This window comes from Oceanobacillus sp. M60 (assembly GCF_053839645.1).
In genome coordinates this window covers 375,686-392,289 of record NZ_JBSSNH010000003.1, presented here as the reverse complement: position 1 = coordinate 392,289, position 16,604 = coordinate 375,686, and the positions used below count along the sequence as shown (strand labels likewise).

Annotated in this window: 18 protein-coding genes and 2 riboswitches; of the genes, 5 read left to right on the top strand and 13 right to left on the bottom strand. The window is 40.4% G+C overall.

The window, feature by feature from the left end:
* Positions 1-2 precede the first annotated feature (2 nt).
* The 6 genes from purS to ACW0TQ_RS09815 all read right to left on the bottom strand — a co-directional run bounded on the left by purS (position 3) and on the right by ACW0TQ_RS09815 (position 5,050).
* Positions 3-248, bottom strand: a complete 246-nt coding sequence (gene purS, locus ACW0TQ_RS09840; protein WP_042533017.1) for a phosphoribosylformylglycinamidine synthase subunit PurS — start codon at positions 246-248, stop codon at positions 3-5.
* Positions 245-958, bottom strand: coding sequence for a phosphoribosylaminoimidazolesuccinocarboxamide synthase (gene purC, locus ACW0TQ_RS09835; RefSeq protein WP_193063878.1), 714 nt, complete (start codon positions 956-958; stop codon positions 245-247). Before purC ends, purS begins: the two co-directional genes overlap by 4 nt.
* A 13-nt stretch (positions 959-971) precedes the next feature.
* A complete protein-coding gene (purB, locus tag ACW0TQ_RS09830) occupies positions 972-2,267 on the bottom strand; it encodes an adenylosuccinate lyase (RefSeq protein ID WP_455725617.1) in 1,296 nt (431 codons plus the stop codon).
* The gene (gene purK, locus ACW0TQ_RS09825) at positions 2,264-3,397 is read right to left on the bottom strand and encodes a 5-(carboxyamino)imidazole ribonucleotide synthase (RefSeq protein WP_193063879.1); all 1,134 of its coding nucleotides are present in this window, start codon (positions 3,395-3,397) and stop codon (positions 2,264-2,266) included. The genes purB and purK overlap by 4 nt, the downstream gene beginning before the upstream one ends.
* Positions 3,384-3,875: a 5-(carboxyamino)imidazole ribonucleotide mutase gene (purE, locus tag ACW0TQ_RS09820; protein WP_193063880.1), complete on the bottom strand. Its 492-nt coding sequence runs from the start codon at positions 3,873-3,875 to the stop codon at positions 3,384-3,386. Before purE ends, purK begins: the two co-directional genes overlap by 14 nt.
* A 388-nt stretch (positions 3,876-4,263) precedes the next feature.
* A riboswitch (purine riboswitch) is annotated at positions 4,264-4,364 on the bottom strand.
* A gap of 65 nt (positions 4,365-4,429) precedes the next feature.
* Positions 4,430-5,050 carry a DUF2179 domain-containing protein gene (locus tag ACW0TQ_RS09815; RefSeq protein WP_042533008.1) on the bottom strand — a complete coding sequence of 207 codons (621 nt, stop codon included), beginning with the start codon at positions 5,048-5,050 and terminating at the stop codon, positions 4,430-4,432.
* Between the two features lie 480 nt (positions 5,051-5,530).
* Between ACW0TQ_RS09815 and ACW0TQ_RS09810 the strand changes: the two genes are divergently transcribed.
* Positions 5,531-6,061 carry a DUF4269 domain-containing protein gene (locus tag ACW0TQ_RS09810; RefSeq protein WP_193063881.1) on the top strand — a complete coding sequence of 177 codons (531 nt, stop codon included), beginning with the start codon at positions 5,531-5,533 and terminating at the stop codon, positions 6,059-6,061.
* Between the two features lie 62 nt (positions 6,062-6,123).
* Here ACW0TQ_RS09810 and ACW0TQ_RS09805 read toward each other — a convergent pair whose 3' ends face one another.
* Positions 6,124-6,372: a hypothetical protein gene (locus tag ACW0TQ_RS09805; protein WP_042533006.1), complete on the bottom strand. Its 249-nt coding sequence runs from the start codon at positions 6,370-6,372 to the stop codon at positions 6,124-6,126.
* A gap of 77 nt (positions 6,373-6,449) precedes the next feature.
* The gene (locus tag ACW0TQ_RS09800) at positions 6,450-6,947 is read right to left on the bottom strand and encodes an MOSC domain-containing protein (RefSeq protein ID WP_246528968.1); all 498 of its coding nucleotides are present in this window, start codon (positions 6,945-6,947) and stop codon (positions 6,450-6,452) included.
* Between the two features lie 157 nt (positions 6,948-7,104).
* Here ACW0TQ_RS09800 and msrA point away from each other — a divergent pair, with 157 nt between their 5' ends.
* Together msrA and ACW0TQ_RS09790 are read left to right on the top strand one after the other, a co-directional pair.
* Positions 7,105-7,635 carry a peptide-methionine (S)-S-oxide reductase MsrA gene (gene msrA, locus ACW0TQ_RS09795; RefSeq protein WP_042533002.1) on the top strand — a complete coding sequence of 177 codons (531 nt, stop codon included), beginning with the start codon at positions 7,105-7,107 and terminating at the stop codon, positions 7,633-7,635.
* A gap of 24 nt (positions 7,636-7,659) precedes the next feature.
* Complete coding sequence (locus ACW0TQ_RS09790; RefSeq protein ID WP_193063883.1) at positions 7,660-8,103, top strand: SRPBCC family protein; 444 nt, start codon at positions 7,660-7,662, stop codon at positions 8,101-8,103.
* Positions 8,104-8,167: 64 nt separating this feature from the next.
* Here the strand turns inward: ACW0TQ_RS09790 and ACW0TQ_RS09785 are convergent, their stop codons facing one another.
* The 3 genes from ACW0TQ_RS09785 to ACW0TQ_RS09775 form a co-directional block, all read right to left on the bottom strand.
* On the bottom strand, positions 8,168-8,881 hold the full coding sequence (locus ACW0TQ_RS09785; protein ID WP_193063884.1) for a gamma-glutamyl-gamma-aminobutyrate hydrolase family protein: 714 nt from the start codon (positions 8,879-8,881) through the stop codon (positions 8,168-8,170).
* Positions 8,882-9,056: 175 nt separating this feature from the next.
* The gene (locus ACW0TQ_RS09780) at positions 9,057-10,361 is read right to left on the bottom strand and encodes an NCS2 family permease (RefSeq protein WP_042532997.1); all 1,305 of its coding nucleotides are present in this window, start codon (positions 10,359-10,361) and stop codon (positions 9,057-9,059) included.
* Positions 10,362-10,527: 166 nt separating this feature from the next.
* Positions 10,528-10,628, bottom strand: a riboswitch (purine riboswitch).
* Between the two features lie 193 nt (positions 10,629-10,821).
* Positions 10,822-11,385 carry an LOG family protein gene (locus ACW0TQ_RS09775; RefSeq protein WP_042532995.1) on the bottom strand — a complete coding sequence of 188 codons (564 nt, stop codon included), beginning with the start codon at positions 11,383-11,385 and terminating at the stop codon, positions 10,822-10,824.
* A 123-nt stretch (positions 11,386-11,508) separates the two neighbouring features.
* Here ACW0TQ_RS09775 and ACW0TQ_RS09770 point away from each other — a divergent pair, with 123 nt between their 5' ends.
* On the top strand, positions 11,509-12,165 hold the full coding sequence (locus ACW0TQ_RS09770; protein ID WP_042532993.1) for an alpha/beta fold hydrolase: 657 nt from the start codon (positions 11,509-11,511) through the stop codon (positions 12,163-12,165).
* A 67-nt stretch (positions 12,166-12,232) separates the two neighbouring features.
* Here ACW0TQ_RS09770 and ACW0TQ_RS09765 read toward each other — a convergent pair whose 3' ends face one another.
* Both ACW0TQ_RS09765 and ACW0TQ_RS09760 read right to left on the bottom strand, forming a co-directional pair.
* Positions 12,233-14,128: an ABC transporter permease gene (locus tag ACW0TQ_RS09765; protein ID WP_042532991.1), complete on the bottom strand. Its 1,896-nt coding sequence runs from the start codon at positions 14,126-14,128 to the stop codon at positions 12,233-12,235.
* On the bottom strand, positions 14,103-14,867 hold the full coding sequence (locus ACW0TQ_RS09760; RefSeq protein ID WP_042532989.1) for an ABC transporter ATP-binding protein: 765 nt from the start codon (positions 14,865-14,867) through the stop codon (positions 14,103-14,105). The genes ACW0TQ_RS09765 and ACW0TQ_RS09760 overlap by 26 nt, the downstream gene beginning before the upstream one ends.
* 292 nt (positions 14,868-15,159) lie before the next feature.
* On the opposite strand from ACW0TQ_RS09760, the gene ACW0TQ_RS09755 reads away from it, so the two are divergent.
* Positions 15,160-16,569 carry a catalase gene (locus ACW0TQ_RS09755; protein ID WP_193063885.1) on the top strand — a complete coding sequence of 470 codons (1,410 nt, stop codon included), beginning with the start codon at positions 15,160-15,162 and terminating at the stop codon, positions 16,567-16,569.
* Positions 16,570-16,604: the final 35 nt, after the last annotated feature.

The following is a 16,604-nucleotide window of genomic DNA, read 5'->3' as shown; positions in this document are numbered from 1 at the left end:
AATTATCGTGCCTCCTCTAGCTCAATCCGATAATCTTCAATAACCGGATTCGCCAATAATTGCTCACACATCTGCGTTACTCTTCCCTCTAATCCAGGCCCATCCTCTACTTGAAGTTCAATATATTTTCCGACACGAACATCTTCCACCTCTGGATAATCCAAAGAATGAAGCGATGTTTGAATTGCCTTTCCCTGCGGGTCTAACACACCTTGTTTTAATGTAATATATACCTGTACTTTTCTCATAGCTGCGCCTCCAAACGATTTAATATTTCTTCATATACAGTAATCAAATCTCCTGTTCCTTGACGAAAAACATCTTTATCTAATTTTTCATTGGTTTCGATATCCCATAATCTGCACGTATCCGGGGACACCTCATCAGAGAGCAGAATATTACCTTCCTTGTTTCTGCCGAATTCCAATTTAAAATCGACCAGACGGACACCGATAGCAGCAAAAATTTCTGTTAAAGCCGTGTTCACTTTTCTTGCCTTCTCTTTGATACCAGCTAATTCTTCCGCTTTAATATCTGTTAGATAAAGCGCATGCTCATCATTAATCAACGGGTCTCCTAAACGATCATCCTTATAAAACAGTTCTGCCAGCGCAGGCTCAAAAGGCGTTTTCTCCTCGATGCCGAGACGCTTGGTAATACTCCCTGTCGCAATATTCCGAATTACCACTTCTAGCGGAATAATATCTGTTTTCTGAACTATTTGGGTAGTGGAATCCAGCCGCTCGATAAAATGCGACGGAATTCCTTTGTTATCTAATGCTTGGAACAGGAGGGAAGAGATCTCATTGTTGAGTCTCCCCTTCCCGGTAAACTGAGCTTTCTTCTCTCCATTAAAAGCTGTTGCATCATTCTTATACGAGAGAATCAAGTGATTTTCATCCGTGTCTGATTGATAAACCTTCTTTGCTTTTCCTTCATACAAAAGCTCGAGTTCCATATGGGAATTCCTCCTAGGCAAGTCCAATTTTTGTAAAGATTTGATCGACGTTCTTTAAATGGTAGGTATAGTCAAAGCAGCCATCGATTTCTTCCTGGGTTAATTTACTTGTAATCCGCTCATCCTGCTCTACCAATTCCTTAAAGGAAGTCGCTGTTTCCCAGGCTTCCATTGCTTTTGGCTGTACGATATCATAAGCTTCCTCACGCGCCAATCCTTTATCGATCAGCGTTAACAATACGCGTTGTGAGAAAATAACCCCGTGAGTACGGTCAATGTTGCGCTTCATATTTTCAGGGAATACTGTTAAATTCTCTACAATATTTCCGAAGCGGTGCACCATATAGTCGAGTGCAATCGTCGCATCCGGCAAAATGACACGCTCTGCAGAGGAGTGCGAGATATCACGTTCATGCCACAAAGCCACATTTTCATAAGCCGTAACCATATAACCGCGGATAACGCGTGCCATCCCTGTCATATTTTCAGAGCCAATCGGGTTACGTTTATGCGGCATCGCAGAAGACCCTTTTTGGCCTTTTGCAAAGCGTTCCTCTACTTCTCTTGTTTCTGTTTTTTGCAGGCCGCGGATCTCCGTTGCAAACTTTTCAATCGATGTAGCAATTAATGCCAGTGTAGATAAATAAGCTGCATGACGGTCACGCTGTAAGGTTTGTGTGGATACCGGTGCCGGCGATGTTCCCAGCTTTTCGCAGACATATTGCTCTACAAACGGATCAATATTGGCATAGGTCCCAACCGCTCCAGACATCTTTCCAAACTCTACATTACTTGCAGCAAGCTCAAAACGCTCGACATTACGCTTCATTTCTTCATACCATAAGGCCATTTTCAAGCCAAAGGTCGTCGGCTCTGCATGCACACCATGGGTCCGCCCCATCATCACCGTATGTTTATGTTCTTTCGCTTTTTCTTCTAAAATACGGACAAAGCGATTCAATCCATTTCTTAAAATGTCATTTGCCTGTTTCAATATATAAGAAAGAGCTGTATCCACCACATCGGTTGAAGTCAAACCATAATGGACCCATTTTCTTTCCTCGCCTAATGTTTCCGATACAGCGCGGGTGAATGCAACCACATCATGGCGTGTTTCCTGCTCGATTTCGTAGATACGGTTGATATCAAAGGAAGCATTCTTACGTAGTTTGTTAACATCCTCTTTCGGAATAAATCCAAGCTCGCTCCATGCTTCACAAGCCAAAATTTCCACTTCCAGCCATGCTTTGAATTTATTTTCCTCCGTCCAGATATTGCCCATTTCTTCTCTTGTATAACGTTCGATCATTGGTTTGCTGCCTCCTCAAAAATATCTAATTGTTTCCGTAAAGCTTCTGTTGTTTCTGCTGTAAATGTGATGTGTCCCATTTTACGTTTTTCTTTCGGTTCTTCTTTTCCATACAGATGAAGAAAACCAAAATCATGATTCGCAGTAAATTCGATAGCTTCCGGAAGGGATTCTCCTAAGATATTGATCATCGCGGTCGGCTGATGCAAGCTGACTGGAATAAGCGGCAGTCCGCAAATTGCCCGGATATGCTGCGTAAATTGCGATACATTACATCCTTCGATTGTATAATGTCCGGAATTATGCGGTCTTGGTGCCATTTCATTCATATAAATCGTACCCTCGCCGACAAACATCTCAATCGCAAAAGTCCCGACAATCTCCATGCGTTCCGCAATTTTCGCTGTCATCGCATACGCTTTTTCTTCAAGAACCGCCTCTATCTCTGCCGGCACCGTTGTTTTGTACAGAATATGGTCACGGTGTTCGTTCTCAGCGATAGGGAAGAAGGTGATATATCCTTGCTGCGACCTTGTAAAGACAACCGAAATTTCCTTATCAAAAGGAACCCATCGCTCTATTATACAATAGCCATGCTCTTGGAAAAACGCTAATGCTTCCTTTTTATCTTCTTCTGTTGTGAGTTTCAGCTGTCCTTTTCCATCATACCCTCCCCGGCAGGTTTTAATGACTGCCGGAAGCGGAATAATGGATAGCGCTTCTTTACAAGCTTCCTCTGTTTTCACGATGCGAAATGCCGGCACGGAAAGCTCTAACTCATCCATCAGCAGCTTCTCTTTTTCCCGGTTCTGTGTAACCTCTAATGCCAACGCACCCTGCGGAAGCTTTCCTGCGTTCTGGATAAGCTCTGCAGCATCTAAATCGACATTTTCAAATTCATATGTAATCACATCGGTTTTTTCAATCAATTCTTTTACAGCTGTAATTTCTGCATAGTCTGCTACAATCTGCTCATCGGCAACCTGCGCAGTCGGGCAGTTCGGTGTCGGGTCTAAAACAACAATGCGGTACCCCATGTATCTGGCAGCAATCGCCATCATTCTGCCAAGCTGACCGCCGCCAATAATTCCAATTGTCTGAGGTGGCAAGATTTGTTTAATAGGTTGCAAGCTGATCCCTCATTTCCTGAACAGCGTCTTTCATTCCTGTACGGTATGCTTCTAATGCCTTTTCTGCCTCTTTATCAAACGTACTGATAATCTGCGTTGCTAAAATAGCGGCGTTTTTTGCCCCCGCTTTGCCAATGGCAACTGTTGCAGTCGGGACGCCGCCGGGCATTTGAACAATCGATAAGAGTGAATCGACTCCTTGCAGGGCTTTGCTTTCAACAGGGACGCCAATAACCGGCAGCGTTGTCTGTGAAGCAACCATTCCTGGCAGATGTGCTGCCCCGCCTGCACCGGCAATAATAACCTTCAGCCCTTTTTCCCGCGCGCCTTGAGCGTAGGTAAACATATCATCTGGCGTACGGTGGGCGGAAATAACTTCTTTTTCATAGCTGATATTTAGCGTTTCAAGTTCTTTGCAGGTATGCTGCATGGTTTCCCAATCGGATATACTTCCCATAATGACACCAACTTGAGCCATCAAATCCCTCTTTCTTAATTTTTATTGTTTTTACGGATTTTAAAAGATTGTTTTTAAGATAATGTTCGGATTTTGGTTGAAATAATGAAATATTGAGTTATAATTTCCCGCTGTAGAAATACACTACGCTTTCCCGCAGGAGTCTCCGTGAATTTCTTCCGCTAGCTATGCTTTTACATCTCAAACTCCCTAAAACTTCTGAAAAACAAACTAAAATATGCTCTTAAAAACCTTACTGCATCAATAAAATATAAACCATTAAAAAAGTCCATTCACCTTCCATAAGGGAAGATGAATAGACTTAGGTTAAAAGTTGTTCAAAGCGTAGTTAACTGGACTTTTGAACACCCTTATTATAAGCATCATTCAACATCCGCTGTTTTTTAAACAACGGCTCATCCTCCCTCATAGTCCGGTCATTTACGGTGCCGGGTAGAAACTTTTGAGCCATATTCTCAAGTATATATGAGGCATTTTTCAATTGTTGGCTTTAGCATACCAAAAAAAAATGAAAAATGCAAGATAATGTCGAACAATTTTAGCTTTACATGAAATTAATGTTCGGTTTTTGAAGATTGTTCTTTTGACTGGCTTTCATTTTGTGTCTGTTCTTTATTTTTATTATTATTCTCTTTACGCATTAATTTTCCTTTACGAACCTGCTTTACCCAGAATCCGCCGTGAATTCGTTTTGGTTCATAAGAAATAATAAATGCTTTCGGATCAATTTCGTGAATGGTTTCATATAATCTCAATTCATACTTTCTCGGTGTTAAAATTTGAACGGAAAGTCTGTCTCCATCCATTCCATAGGAGGACCAGCTTGTTACGCCATATCCCTTTTCACGAAGACGCTGTGTGAAATTTAAATCTGGATTAGCAGAGACGACATTTACGGTAATGTAGCCGAGGGCAAGCTTTTCTTCAATTTTGGAACCAATGATTAACCCTGTTGCGAAACCTACTGCATAAGCAATCACATTTTGAAATTGGTTGAGATTATCTAATACGAGCATCAGCCCAACAACATACATAACCATTTCAAATATACTCACAAATGCGGCAATATAGGTTCTTCCCTTTAGTGTTAAAATCATACGAACCGTCATAATTGATACGTATAGCACATTCACTATAAATATAATGGCCACCATAATAAGCGCATTCTCTAACATATTGATTCCCCCTCTTTACCTCATATTAAGTGAAAATTTATTCAGTGAAGGTTGAGTATATCCCTCCCTAAATAAGGAACAAAGATTACGATCACAGCTTTCTGGTCGTCATCTCTTTGTGAATTACAGCCAGTTACACTGTGGTAGAATATCCTTACAAACAGAAGAAAATACATTCAAATAAATTACAGACCTTGTGAATATTTCCCTTTATTTCCTAAAATAAAACACATTGATTTTAAGTGAAACAGGGTTACTTTAATTTACCATAATTATAAATCATTACGCTACAGATTTTTGATAAAATAAAACTTTGATCAACGGGAATTTTATGAGCGCTTCTCCGTGATAAAAGTTCTTACTCATATTATGATATTTTATAAATACGTAGACCAAGTTCATCCTTTCTTTCAAAAGTTTCTTTTTGTATATTTGGAAGTAGCTTATCCCACAATCTCCATACAAGGGAAGTGTGTTATTTTGTTAAAAAATATAGCGTATCTGGAATTCGGAAACGAAAAACAGAAAAGAGCGTATAACGTGATTCATCAATTAAATATAATGAAAGATTTAAAATCATACTCTCCAATATTATGCGGAACTATACCGCTGGGAATCGACACAGCAAGCTCTGATTTAGATATGATTATGGAAGTGCACCACCTGCAGGACTTTGCAAAGATTATACATAATTATTATGGCTCTTACTCAGGGTTCCGGTTAAAGAATAAAACAATCCGGGGAAAACCCATCGTAAAAGCAAATTTCACTTATCAGGAATTTGAATTTGAACTATTTGGTCAACCCCAGCCTGTCGCAGAGCAGTATGCTTATCTGCATATGATTATTGAAAAATACCTGCTGGATGAACATCCATTGTGGAAAAGTAAGATTTTTGCGTTAAAAGAAGAAGGGCTTAAAACGGAGCAGGCATTTTGCGCTATGCTTGGGTTAACTGGAGATCCTTATGAAGCCTTAATAGATTACGGGCGTAAAAGACAGATAATCTGAAGTATTTTGATTTCCCCTTCTCAATAAGCATGAAAAAAAGGAGATTTCCCTCCTTTTTTTCATTACATAGCTATTCTTTTACGCACTAATCTTGTAAGACCAAAAGTAACTGCCAATGATGTTACAGCAATAATGAATGGGGAAGCAGCACTTGCTTTTATAAGTGCCGTCTCCGAAGATAAAGCACCTGCCTGCTGCCAGGCCGCACTGATATCAGGAGTATAAAGCAGCGTCCATATCATCCCTGCAGCAACTTGAAGTACTAAAAAAGAAACACAGAAAATCCCTGCAAAAACCAGATATTTTTTCATGAATATTTTCCTCCCTTTATCTGCCTTACGATTTAACAAGGCTTAAAGATTCAAATTTTCATTAGAAATCTATCTTCCTAGAATCCTCTCAATCTCTTTCGCAATGTCTTCCTCCAAATAATTCCTAAATCTGTACAATGAAATAGTTTATCCGCACTCCATAAATTTTCACGGTCTAAATACATGACCTCATTACAAGCTGCAATTGACCACTGGGGATTGGGACGTTCTATCAGTTGTAAATCTTTCTTCGGCTGGATTTTACCTGCTTCCAGCACGCGAAAATACCATCCTGTTTTTAAGCCGTTTTCCATTTCCTTCTGCGATACGATGCCAGGCTGAGATACTTGAATCGTTGCTTCCCCTAACTGATAAATATCGCCAATAAAAACAGTATGCTCATCCATTTCCAGCACAGAGAAATTTTCTTTCTTCTCGCCTGCACGTTCTGTAAATAATTTCTTTATACCCGGTTCATTATAATGCTTCACTGGAAAAGCAAAAATACTTTTATCAAAGATAGCTTTCTTTTTTTCCGGATTCTCTTTGGCAAATCCTAATTTAGATAAATACATAATATTTATTATCTCTTTCTGTTTACTAGTAAGAATCCTATGTACAAATGGTTCTTCCATGATGTCACCTTATTTCTAAAAATACTTAAATTATGTTATATTAATTCCATTCTACAAATTATCGTGACTTTTGAAAAGCCTCAAGGAGGAAGTTAACATGACAATACAAAAAGCAACGTTTGGCGGAGGCTGCTTCTGGTGTATGGTGAAGCCCTTCGACCAATGGGACGGCGTACACCAAGTGATATCCGGTTACACAGGGGGACATATCGATAACCCTTCTTATGAGCAAGTCAAGCAGGGAAATACGGGACATTATGAAGCGGTAGAGATTACGTATGATGATTCCTTCATCGATTATCAAACAATCCTCGATCTATACTGGCCGCAAATCGACCCGACTGATCCGGACGGGCAATTTCAGGATAGAGGCGAGCAATATCGAACAGCTATCTTTTATCATAATGAAGTCCAAAAAGAATTGGCTGAAAAATCAAAGCAGCAGCTTGCTGAGAGCGGCAGGTTTGCCAAGCCGATTGTAACAGAAATCAAAGCAGCAGCACCCTTTTATCCTGCAGAAGATTACCATCAGGATTTTTATAAAAAAAGTAAAAAAGAATATGAAGAAGACCGCGCTAAATCAGGCAGGGATGAATTTATCGCTAAAAATTGGCAAGCATCATCCTGAACAAACTTATTTGGAGGAATTTCAGTGGAAAAACAACTTATTGTCACCGAAGAAATAACCATTCATGCATCCTTAGAGAAGGTTTGGGAAGTATTAACACTTCCAAAATATGTAGCACAATGGGATGAGCTGCCAGAGGACTATCCTTCTGAACCAATGACGGAAGGCAGCAAAGTAGTCTGGGACCTGCCAAATGGAGAACAGTCTATTACTACGATTATAAAAGCAGAAAAAGAAAGAGAGCTTATCATCGATTTACACGGAACTGGCTGGAAATTCAAGCCCGAACCAGGAGAGGTTGCTTACCGTTATTTATTAGAACCTGTGGGCAACCACACAAAATTAGTTATCGAAATTGGTGACTTCTCTCTTTTAGATCAAGGGAAGGATTATTATGACGCTTCCGTTGATTTTGCAAAAGAATCCTCTAACGTGATAAAAGCTTTAGCCGAAAATGAATCGAAATAGCATGGATGAAGAGACTTGATAACGAATAGGTTAGATGGTCTCTTTTTGCATGTAATCCATCAACCTACCTTTCTTTACACGCTTCAATAAACCCCTTATAAATTGACAGAGACGGGTCATTCTCAAGATGAATCATGCCTTCTGGATGCCACTGCACCCCTAAAACAAAGCGATGTATTTTACTTTCAAAGGCTTCCATCACACCATCTCCTGCCACAGCCGAAATCATAAAATCCTTCCCCAGAGAGCGGTTTGCCTGATGATGATAGCTGTTCACCTTGATTTCCGATGCCTGCACCAGCTTTTCCAATAAAGAAGCTGGAGTTATCTTGACAGCATGCGACCGGTGATGAAAATCTGCTTTTTGAGTATGCTGTATCAACTGTTTTGGATATTGCGAATCTAAATCCTGATACATGCTTCCGCCAGTAACAACATTTAAAATTTGGCATCCTCTGCAAACGCCCAATACCGGCTTATCCTTCTCTAAAAAATAAGGGATAATCTTCCTTTCCAAGCGGTCTCTTTCAGGAATGATCGTACCCAGTGCAGGATTCGGCTCCTCTTGAAATAAAGAAGGATCAATATCATAGCCCCCAGGAAGATAGAGTCCGTCTAATTTATCAAGCAATGCTGCAATCTCCTGATAATCGCTGTAATACGGCAGAATAACAGGGATACCGCCGGCTTTTTCGATAGCTCTTACATTTCGCAGGTTCATTTTATATTCCATGCCGTCTATTTCCATCGATGCGGTTAACCCAATGATTGGTTTCATTTGTACATTACCTCCTTGTATATTTTATATGATTTGCATTTGGTGTATTCTATACATGCGAAGTGTATTCTGTGAATCTATTGAATACTATTTTTCTCAATGGATTAATTTCCAGTATACAACAAAGGGAGAGTGCTATCATAACGCACTCTCCCTATATATTTCAGTTTTATTTTTACGTCAAAAAGATAAAATACAATGCAAAAATAACAAACAAGACATACATAATCGGATGAATTTCTTTCGCCCGTCCTTTAACAAGCATGGTGATCGGATAGAATATGAATCCAATCGCAATCCCCGATGCGATGCTGGCCGTCACCGGCATCATCAGTACAGTAAAGAAAGCCGGTACAGCAATCTCAAATTTATCCCAAGGGATATCCTTCAAGCTGCTTGCCATTAACACACCGACAATAATTAATGCCGGAGCAGTCACTTCATTCGTTACCACACTTAATAATGGAGAGAAAAATAAAGCTAACAGGAAGAACAAGCCTGTGACAACCGCTGTAAAACCGGAACGTCCGCCTACGCTTACGCCGGATGTAGACTCTACAAAAGAAGTAGTTGTAGATGTACCGACAGCAGCCCCAACAACACTTGCAGACGCATCTGCAAAAAGTGCTTTCCCTGCTCTTGGCAGCTTATTGTCCTTCATCAATCCTGCTTTTGTTGCAACGGCAACAAGCGTCCCTGCCGTATCAAAGAAATTAACAAACAAAAACGTTAAAATAACAATCAGCATTTGCATGGTAAAAATCTGATCAAAATGAATGAATGCCTGTCCAAATGTCGGCGCTAGGCTTGGCGCACTGCTGACGATTCCGCTGAGACCAGAAGGCACGGGAATCAATCCAAAAATCATCCCAACAATCGAGCTGATAATCATCCCGTAAAAAATACCTGCTTTAACACCAACCGTAATTAAAATAACTGAAACAGCAATCCCAAAGATAGCTAATAATACCGTCGGCGAGGATAAATCACCGAGTGCAATAATGGTTGACGGATCAGCCTGAACAATTTCTGCATTCTTTAAGCCGATAAATGCAATAAACAAGCCAATCCCAGCTCCTACCGCCTGTTTTAAACTTGGCGGGATAGCATTAATAATAATTTCACGAATTCCGGTTAAGGTTAAACCAATAAATATAATTCCTGAAGCTAACACACCTGCAAGTGCTGTTTCCCAAGGGACACCAAAGCCAATTACGACGGTATACGTAAAAAATGCGTTCAGTCCCATCCCAGGCGCAAGTGCTACTGGATATTTAGCGAGAACTCCCATAACAATGGAACCAAATGCAGCCGCGATTGCTGTTGCAGCAAACACTGCTTCATGGTCCATTCCCGCTTCTCCTAAAATACTCGGATTAACAAATAAAATATAAGCCATTGCTAAAAAGGTCGTTAAACCCGCGATAAACTCTGTTCGAAAATTCGTACCCAGTTTTTCAAACTCAAAAAATTTACTCATGAACTTTTTTCCTCCATTTTTTATCGGAATTTATATTCATCCCTTAGATAGAAAAGTTCCAAAAATGCTATGTATTCAGCACGATCATGTTTTGTAAACAGTGCTTATTAAAAAAACTCTTAATCAAATTAAGAGTTTCCATAGGAACAGCAGATAATAATCTAAAATAAAATTATTTCCGCTGCGTAGTCAGACCATTTACGGCAGTCTGGTAGAAACTCTGGGCCATATCCCCGAAATTATACGCATTTCTATTAAGTTCACATCATTATATTACTAATGCACCTCCTATTTGTCAATAAAACACGAACAAAAACATTCTTTTTCATCTTAACATTCGTCGATAGACTTTCCCACGTAACATAAAGCCGCTATTTTATACATTAAAAACATAGAAATGCTGTAATGACAGCTTTTCTATGTTTTTTTCTAACACGTCTAATTAATCGCACGATACATTTTACGTATATTGTCGTATTTCAGGCGGTACGTAACTGGAAATAAACGCTTCAATTTCTTCCAGAGAATCAGAGAATAAAATGCGTTCTCTGTCCTGCATGGATAAAAAGCCGTTTTCCACCATTTCATCGTAAACCCTTGCTAAACTGTCATAATACCCATTCTGGTTAAAGAGAATGCACGGGTTATTATTCTGCCCCACTCTTGACCAGGATATCACTTCAGCTATTTCTTCCAGCGTTCCCGGCCCGCCTGGAAGGGCTATGTAGCAATCACCCAATGATATCATTTTATTCTTTCGTACAGTCATTGAATCAACAATTTCTAATGTCGTTAACTTTGGATGACTTAGCTCTCTTTCCACTAAGAAGTCAGGAATAACTCCAATCGCTTCTCCTTTGTTCGCCAATACCTCATCCGCAACGACACCCATTAAACCAGCTTTTCCGCCGCCGTAAACCAACGTGTGCTTCTTTTCAGCAATCCACTTTCCAACCCGCTTAGCCGCTTTCTGATAGGCTGGATCTGTACCAAGACTTGCCCCGCAATACACAGCAATATGCATATAAATCCCCCTTCTAATCCATCTCTTTTTTCTAGTAAACATAACTTATTTTACAATGTAACCCTGACTTGATTCAATATGCTGTATACTAATAATCAAAATCATTAGAAGGGTGATAAAAACATGAACTGTATATTCGTCCATGGTCTTGGTCAAAATGCTGCCAGCTGGCAAAGAATTATTGATTATATAGAAACAGGCTCTCACCAAATAGCTTCTCCTGACCTATTTCTATCTCTTGAAGAAGGGAAAGTCGATTATCATCATCTATACCAGCGTTTTTACGATTATTGTGAACGTCTTAAGGGCCCGGTTCACCTGTGCGGTCTTTCCTTAGGGGCCATCCTTTCTTTAAATTATGCAATCGATCGCCCGGAGAAGGTCCAATCTCTTATTTTAATAAATGCACAGTATAAAATGCCCCGCTTTCTTCTCTCACTTCAAAATGTCGTTTTTCGGATGCTCCCCAGCCCGGTTTTTCAAAAAATGGGGCTGCCTAAAAAGGATGTGATTCAATTAACTACATCCATGAAGCAATTAGATTTCAGCAGGGAATTAGCAGATATATCATGTCCAACGCTTATTCTGTGCGGGGAAAAAGATAAGCCCAATAAAAAAGCTGCGGAACAGCTAAGCAGCCTGATAAATGGTGCAAGCTTAAAAATAATCAGGAAAGCCGGACATGAAGCTAACACAGATAATCCGAAAGAGCTTGCAGAAATAATAAATGATTTCTGGAATACCTCCGTATCATATCCGTCTAAACATGAAAGTGTGTAAAAAACTGCATACAGCAGAAGCGCCCAAGCTTCCTGTTGTATGCAGTCTTTTATTTTGAAACATGTCATTATCGCAAGGCCTGCTTCACCTGCCGGATATAGTAGAAACGAACAATAAAGAAATACACGATTTGAATAGCTAAAAACATCCCGAGTACCATTGCCGATTCCTTTACCAGACTGTAGAAGAACATATTGGAAAGCGCCGTTAATGCGACAGCTCCATGAACCAGCGCAACAGCAATCGGTGCAAAGAAAAGAAGCGCGGTTTGTCTGTTCAATACTTTCTTTAATTCTTTTTCCGTTAATCCCATTTTCGTGATTGCCTGGAATTTCTTTTTATCTTCATCTAAATCCGAGTAGAGTCGGAAATAAAGAAAGCTTCCAGCTGATACGAAAAAGACAATTCCGATAAATAAGCCGACGAACAGGATGGGTCCATACATTTTATTGATAACATATTCTTCATACTCACCAATCCGGATTCCCTCTGTAGATAACGCATCATCTAATTTTTCTGCTACGCCTAAAGGAATTTCTTTATCCTCTGTCTCCTGCCAAGCATAGTAGTTTTCCTCCATAGCAGGCTCAGGCAGGCTCTCGAAATCATGATCGGAAACAACATAATATTTTTGGGTAGCAGGCAGTATACTAGATTCTACCAGCTGTACTGGCTCTAAAACAGTGTTTCCCAGCTCCAGCTCCGCATCCTTTAATATTTCCGCTTCCTCTTTATTCGAATTATCCCCGCCGATATTAAGAAAAATAACTTCAGGTCCCATCAAAGCCGGAGCACCGTCTTCTATCTGAACCGTTTCATTATCACTTAATTCCGCAATTCGGTTATAATCTGACTCCTTTGTAACCATAACCTGCGATTCATCAGGCAGCTCATAATAATGGAGCGTTACCTGCTCTTTATCCACGTCAACATTTGCTTCCCGCAGCGTTTCATCAATATACGAAACATTCGCTTCCTCATTTCCTGTATCATAGTCCTGATAAGAAATCGTAGTTTGGTTCATCTGCTTGATTCCTGCAGTGATATACGATTGAAACCCATACAGCGATCCAATCGCACTAAAAGCGACGGTTGAAATAATCGCTACTAAGAAAAATGATCTTGCATTGTCCTTCATCCTAAACGATAGATCGGATAAAAGAATCATATTTGTTTTATACCAGAATACATTCTCTTTCTTTTTTAACCGCCGGATGATAAATACACTTAATTGGGTGAACAGAAGATAGGTGCCAATAATCACGACAATAACAACTGGAACCAGTGCGGCAATCACCTTTAATCCATCGACTGTTACAGCAACCACATATCCTGTTCCGAGCAAAAGCACTGCCAGAATGGTTAAAAATAAGTTTGCTTTCGGCTCCCCTTTTGACTTTTTATCGCCCTTGATTAAATCAATCAATTTCCGGCTTCGTAAAATATATGATACAAATAAAGAAATCAGGAAAAATAGCACCATAAAGCAGCCAAAGGTAATCAAAATAGGCTGTGTTGGAAAATAAAATGGCAGTTCATTATCAATAATGAGTACATTTTCAGCAATCAATAAGATACCTTTAGAAAAAACCAGTCCTAATCCAATACCGCCAATCGTAGCCAGCAAACCGATAAACATATTTTCCAGGAAAACCATCGAGCGGATTTGTTTCATGCTCATTCCTTGAATCATCAATAAGCCGAATTCTCTTTTCCTTGATTGCAGGAAAGAACTCATCGAGTAAAGCACAAAGAAAAAAGAAAATACATAGATAATCCCTGCGGCAACATTCATTCCAAAGCTGACATAGGAATCCATATTATTTCCTGTCAGCTGCGGATGAGAAGCAAAAATAGAAAAGGTAAAGAAAACCATCACGGTAAAAAGGCTGGTTAGAAAATACGCAGCATAAAGCCGTTTATTCCGGACGACATTATTAAACGCGAACTGACGAAAAGTCATTGGAATCCCCTCCCATTAATGAGAGTGTGTCGATAATCTTTTGGAAAAACGCCTGCCGGTTATCGCCGCGGTGAATTTCGGAATAAAACTTTCCGTCCCGGATAAATACCACACGATTACAATAACTCGCAGCCTGCGGATCATGCGTAACCAAAAGCATTGTTGTCTTTTCCTTTTCATTAATGGATTCCAGCAATTCCATCACATCTTTAGAGGACTTGGAATCCAGGTTTCCCGTCGGTTCATCTGCCAAGAGCAGCTTTGGCGTATGAATCATTGCCCGGGCAACAGCTGCCCTCTGCGCCTGCCCGCCGGAAATTTCATAGGTTCGTTTATTCATGATTTCCGTTATCCCCAGCTTCGCAGCAATTTCCTTTGCCTTTTTCTTCATTTCACTTACCTTTTTGCCATCAAGAGTTAACGGCAGCACCATATTCTCTTCCACGGTCAGTGTGTGGAGCAGGTTAAAATCCTGAAAGACAAACCCTAATTCCCGTCTGCGGAATTGAGCAAGCTTTTCTTTTTTGAGACGATGCGGGTCCTTCCCGTTAATTAAGATTTCCCCTGTCGTCGGTTCGTCAATCGTAGCAATCATATTTAACAACGTTGTCTTACCGCTTCCAGACGGCCCCATAATTCCTACAAATTCATTATCCTCTACGGTCAAATCAATATCTGACAAAGCACGGTAGGAGACTTTGCCTTCATAAACTTTACTGACTTGTCTTACTTTCAACATATAAATCCTTCCTTCCTTATCATTTCATTTAACCATAGTATATCGCTGCTCTTAAGGAAGAAACTATCGAAATTTCTTTCAATTACCTTACAGCATTGTAAGATAAGTATCTATTGTTTTAAAGAGATTTTCCTCCGTGCATCATCTTAATTCGTCTTTTCAATTACCAAAATCTATTTTTTACCTTTTGATTTCCCAATCTTCTGATTATTTTTTTACTAATAATGCATATTGAAACAAGCAATATTCATAACATTATTAAGGTAGATTATATTTTCACAAGGAGGAACTAATGAGCGATAACAATCATAATCCGCAACAAGGAAAACGTCATCCTGTTCCAAAAACAGAAGCAGCAGATAACAAGCACGCGACACGCCAACATAACTCATCCAACACTTCCGGCCCGATGCACTCCCAAACGGTTGGTAAAGATGGTCCGATATTGGAACAGGATAACATTTTGCATGAAACACTGGAAACCTTCATTCACGAGAAGATTATCGAACGTCCTTTACATGTGAAAGGGTATGGTGCATTTGGGTATTTCGAAACACTGAACAGCATGAGTAAATACACAAAGCTTCCTTTTCTTCAGCATGCTGGCCAAACCGTTCCTGTCGCGGTTCGTTTTTCACTTGGAGCGAGCAATAAAGGCACCCCGGATACCTCGCGAAACATACGTGGATTTTCAACGAAGTTCTATACAGACGACGGGATTTTTGACCTTATTTGTAATGATATCCCCGTCTTTTTATTGCGTGATCCGATGCGTTTCCCAGAAAGTATCAAAGCTCTTTCCCCATCACCTAAGAACAACCTGATGGATCCGAATTCGCTTTGGGAATTTGTCGCCAGGCACCCGGAGTCCACCCATTTTATCGTCCGTCTCTTTTCTAACCAGGGCACAGCTAAAAGTTTTCGGCGAATCCCCGCTAACAGCGTCAGTACGTACGTGTGGCGAAACGCAGAAGGAAAACGGCATTATATTAAATACCAGTGGATTCCATTTGAGGGTGTACAATTCATTACAAGCAGCGAGGCAGATAAAATTGCAGCGGCCAATCCGGATTATTCCGGAGAAGATCTCTACAACACGATTGCAGACGGGAGCTTAGTAGAATACGGACTGTATGTACAAATGATGAATCCTAAAGATGCGGGGCAGCTTCCGTTCGATCCGCTTGATGATACGAAAGTATGGGATCCAAAGATGTTTCCTTTTCACCCTGTCGGAAAGATGGTGCTTAATCGCAATCCAGACGATTATATGGAGCAGGTGGAAAAGCTTGCGTTCTCCCCGTCAAACTTGCTGGACGGAGCAGAATTGTCCGATGATAAAATCGTACAAGGGCGGGCGAATGTATATTGGGATTCGCAGCGCTATCGTATCGGACCGCGGTTCCGAGATGTGCCGGTAAATGATCAGAAGCATTGGAAGCCAAGCAATTTACAGACGAGCGGAGAAGGCAGGTATGTGGAAGGCGAGCTCATACGCTCGGATATTGTAAAGCAGGATGATTTTACCCAGGCAGGGGAATACTATCAATCTTTATCGCAAACAGGAAAAACGCAGCTTGTCTCGAATCTGGTTACTGGACTGACAGGAGTACGGCGAGACTTGCAGGCAAAGGCAATAGAGTATTTTTCGCTTGCTTCTCCTCAGCTTGGCGAACGCGTAGAGGATGGATTACGATCCTAACACATAGCATGACATCTGCCACAGCAGCATCATTG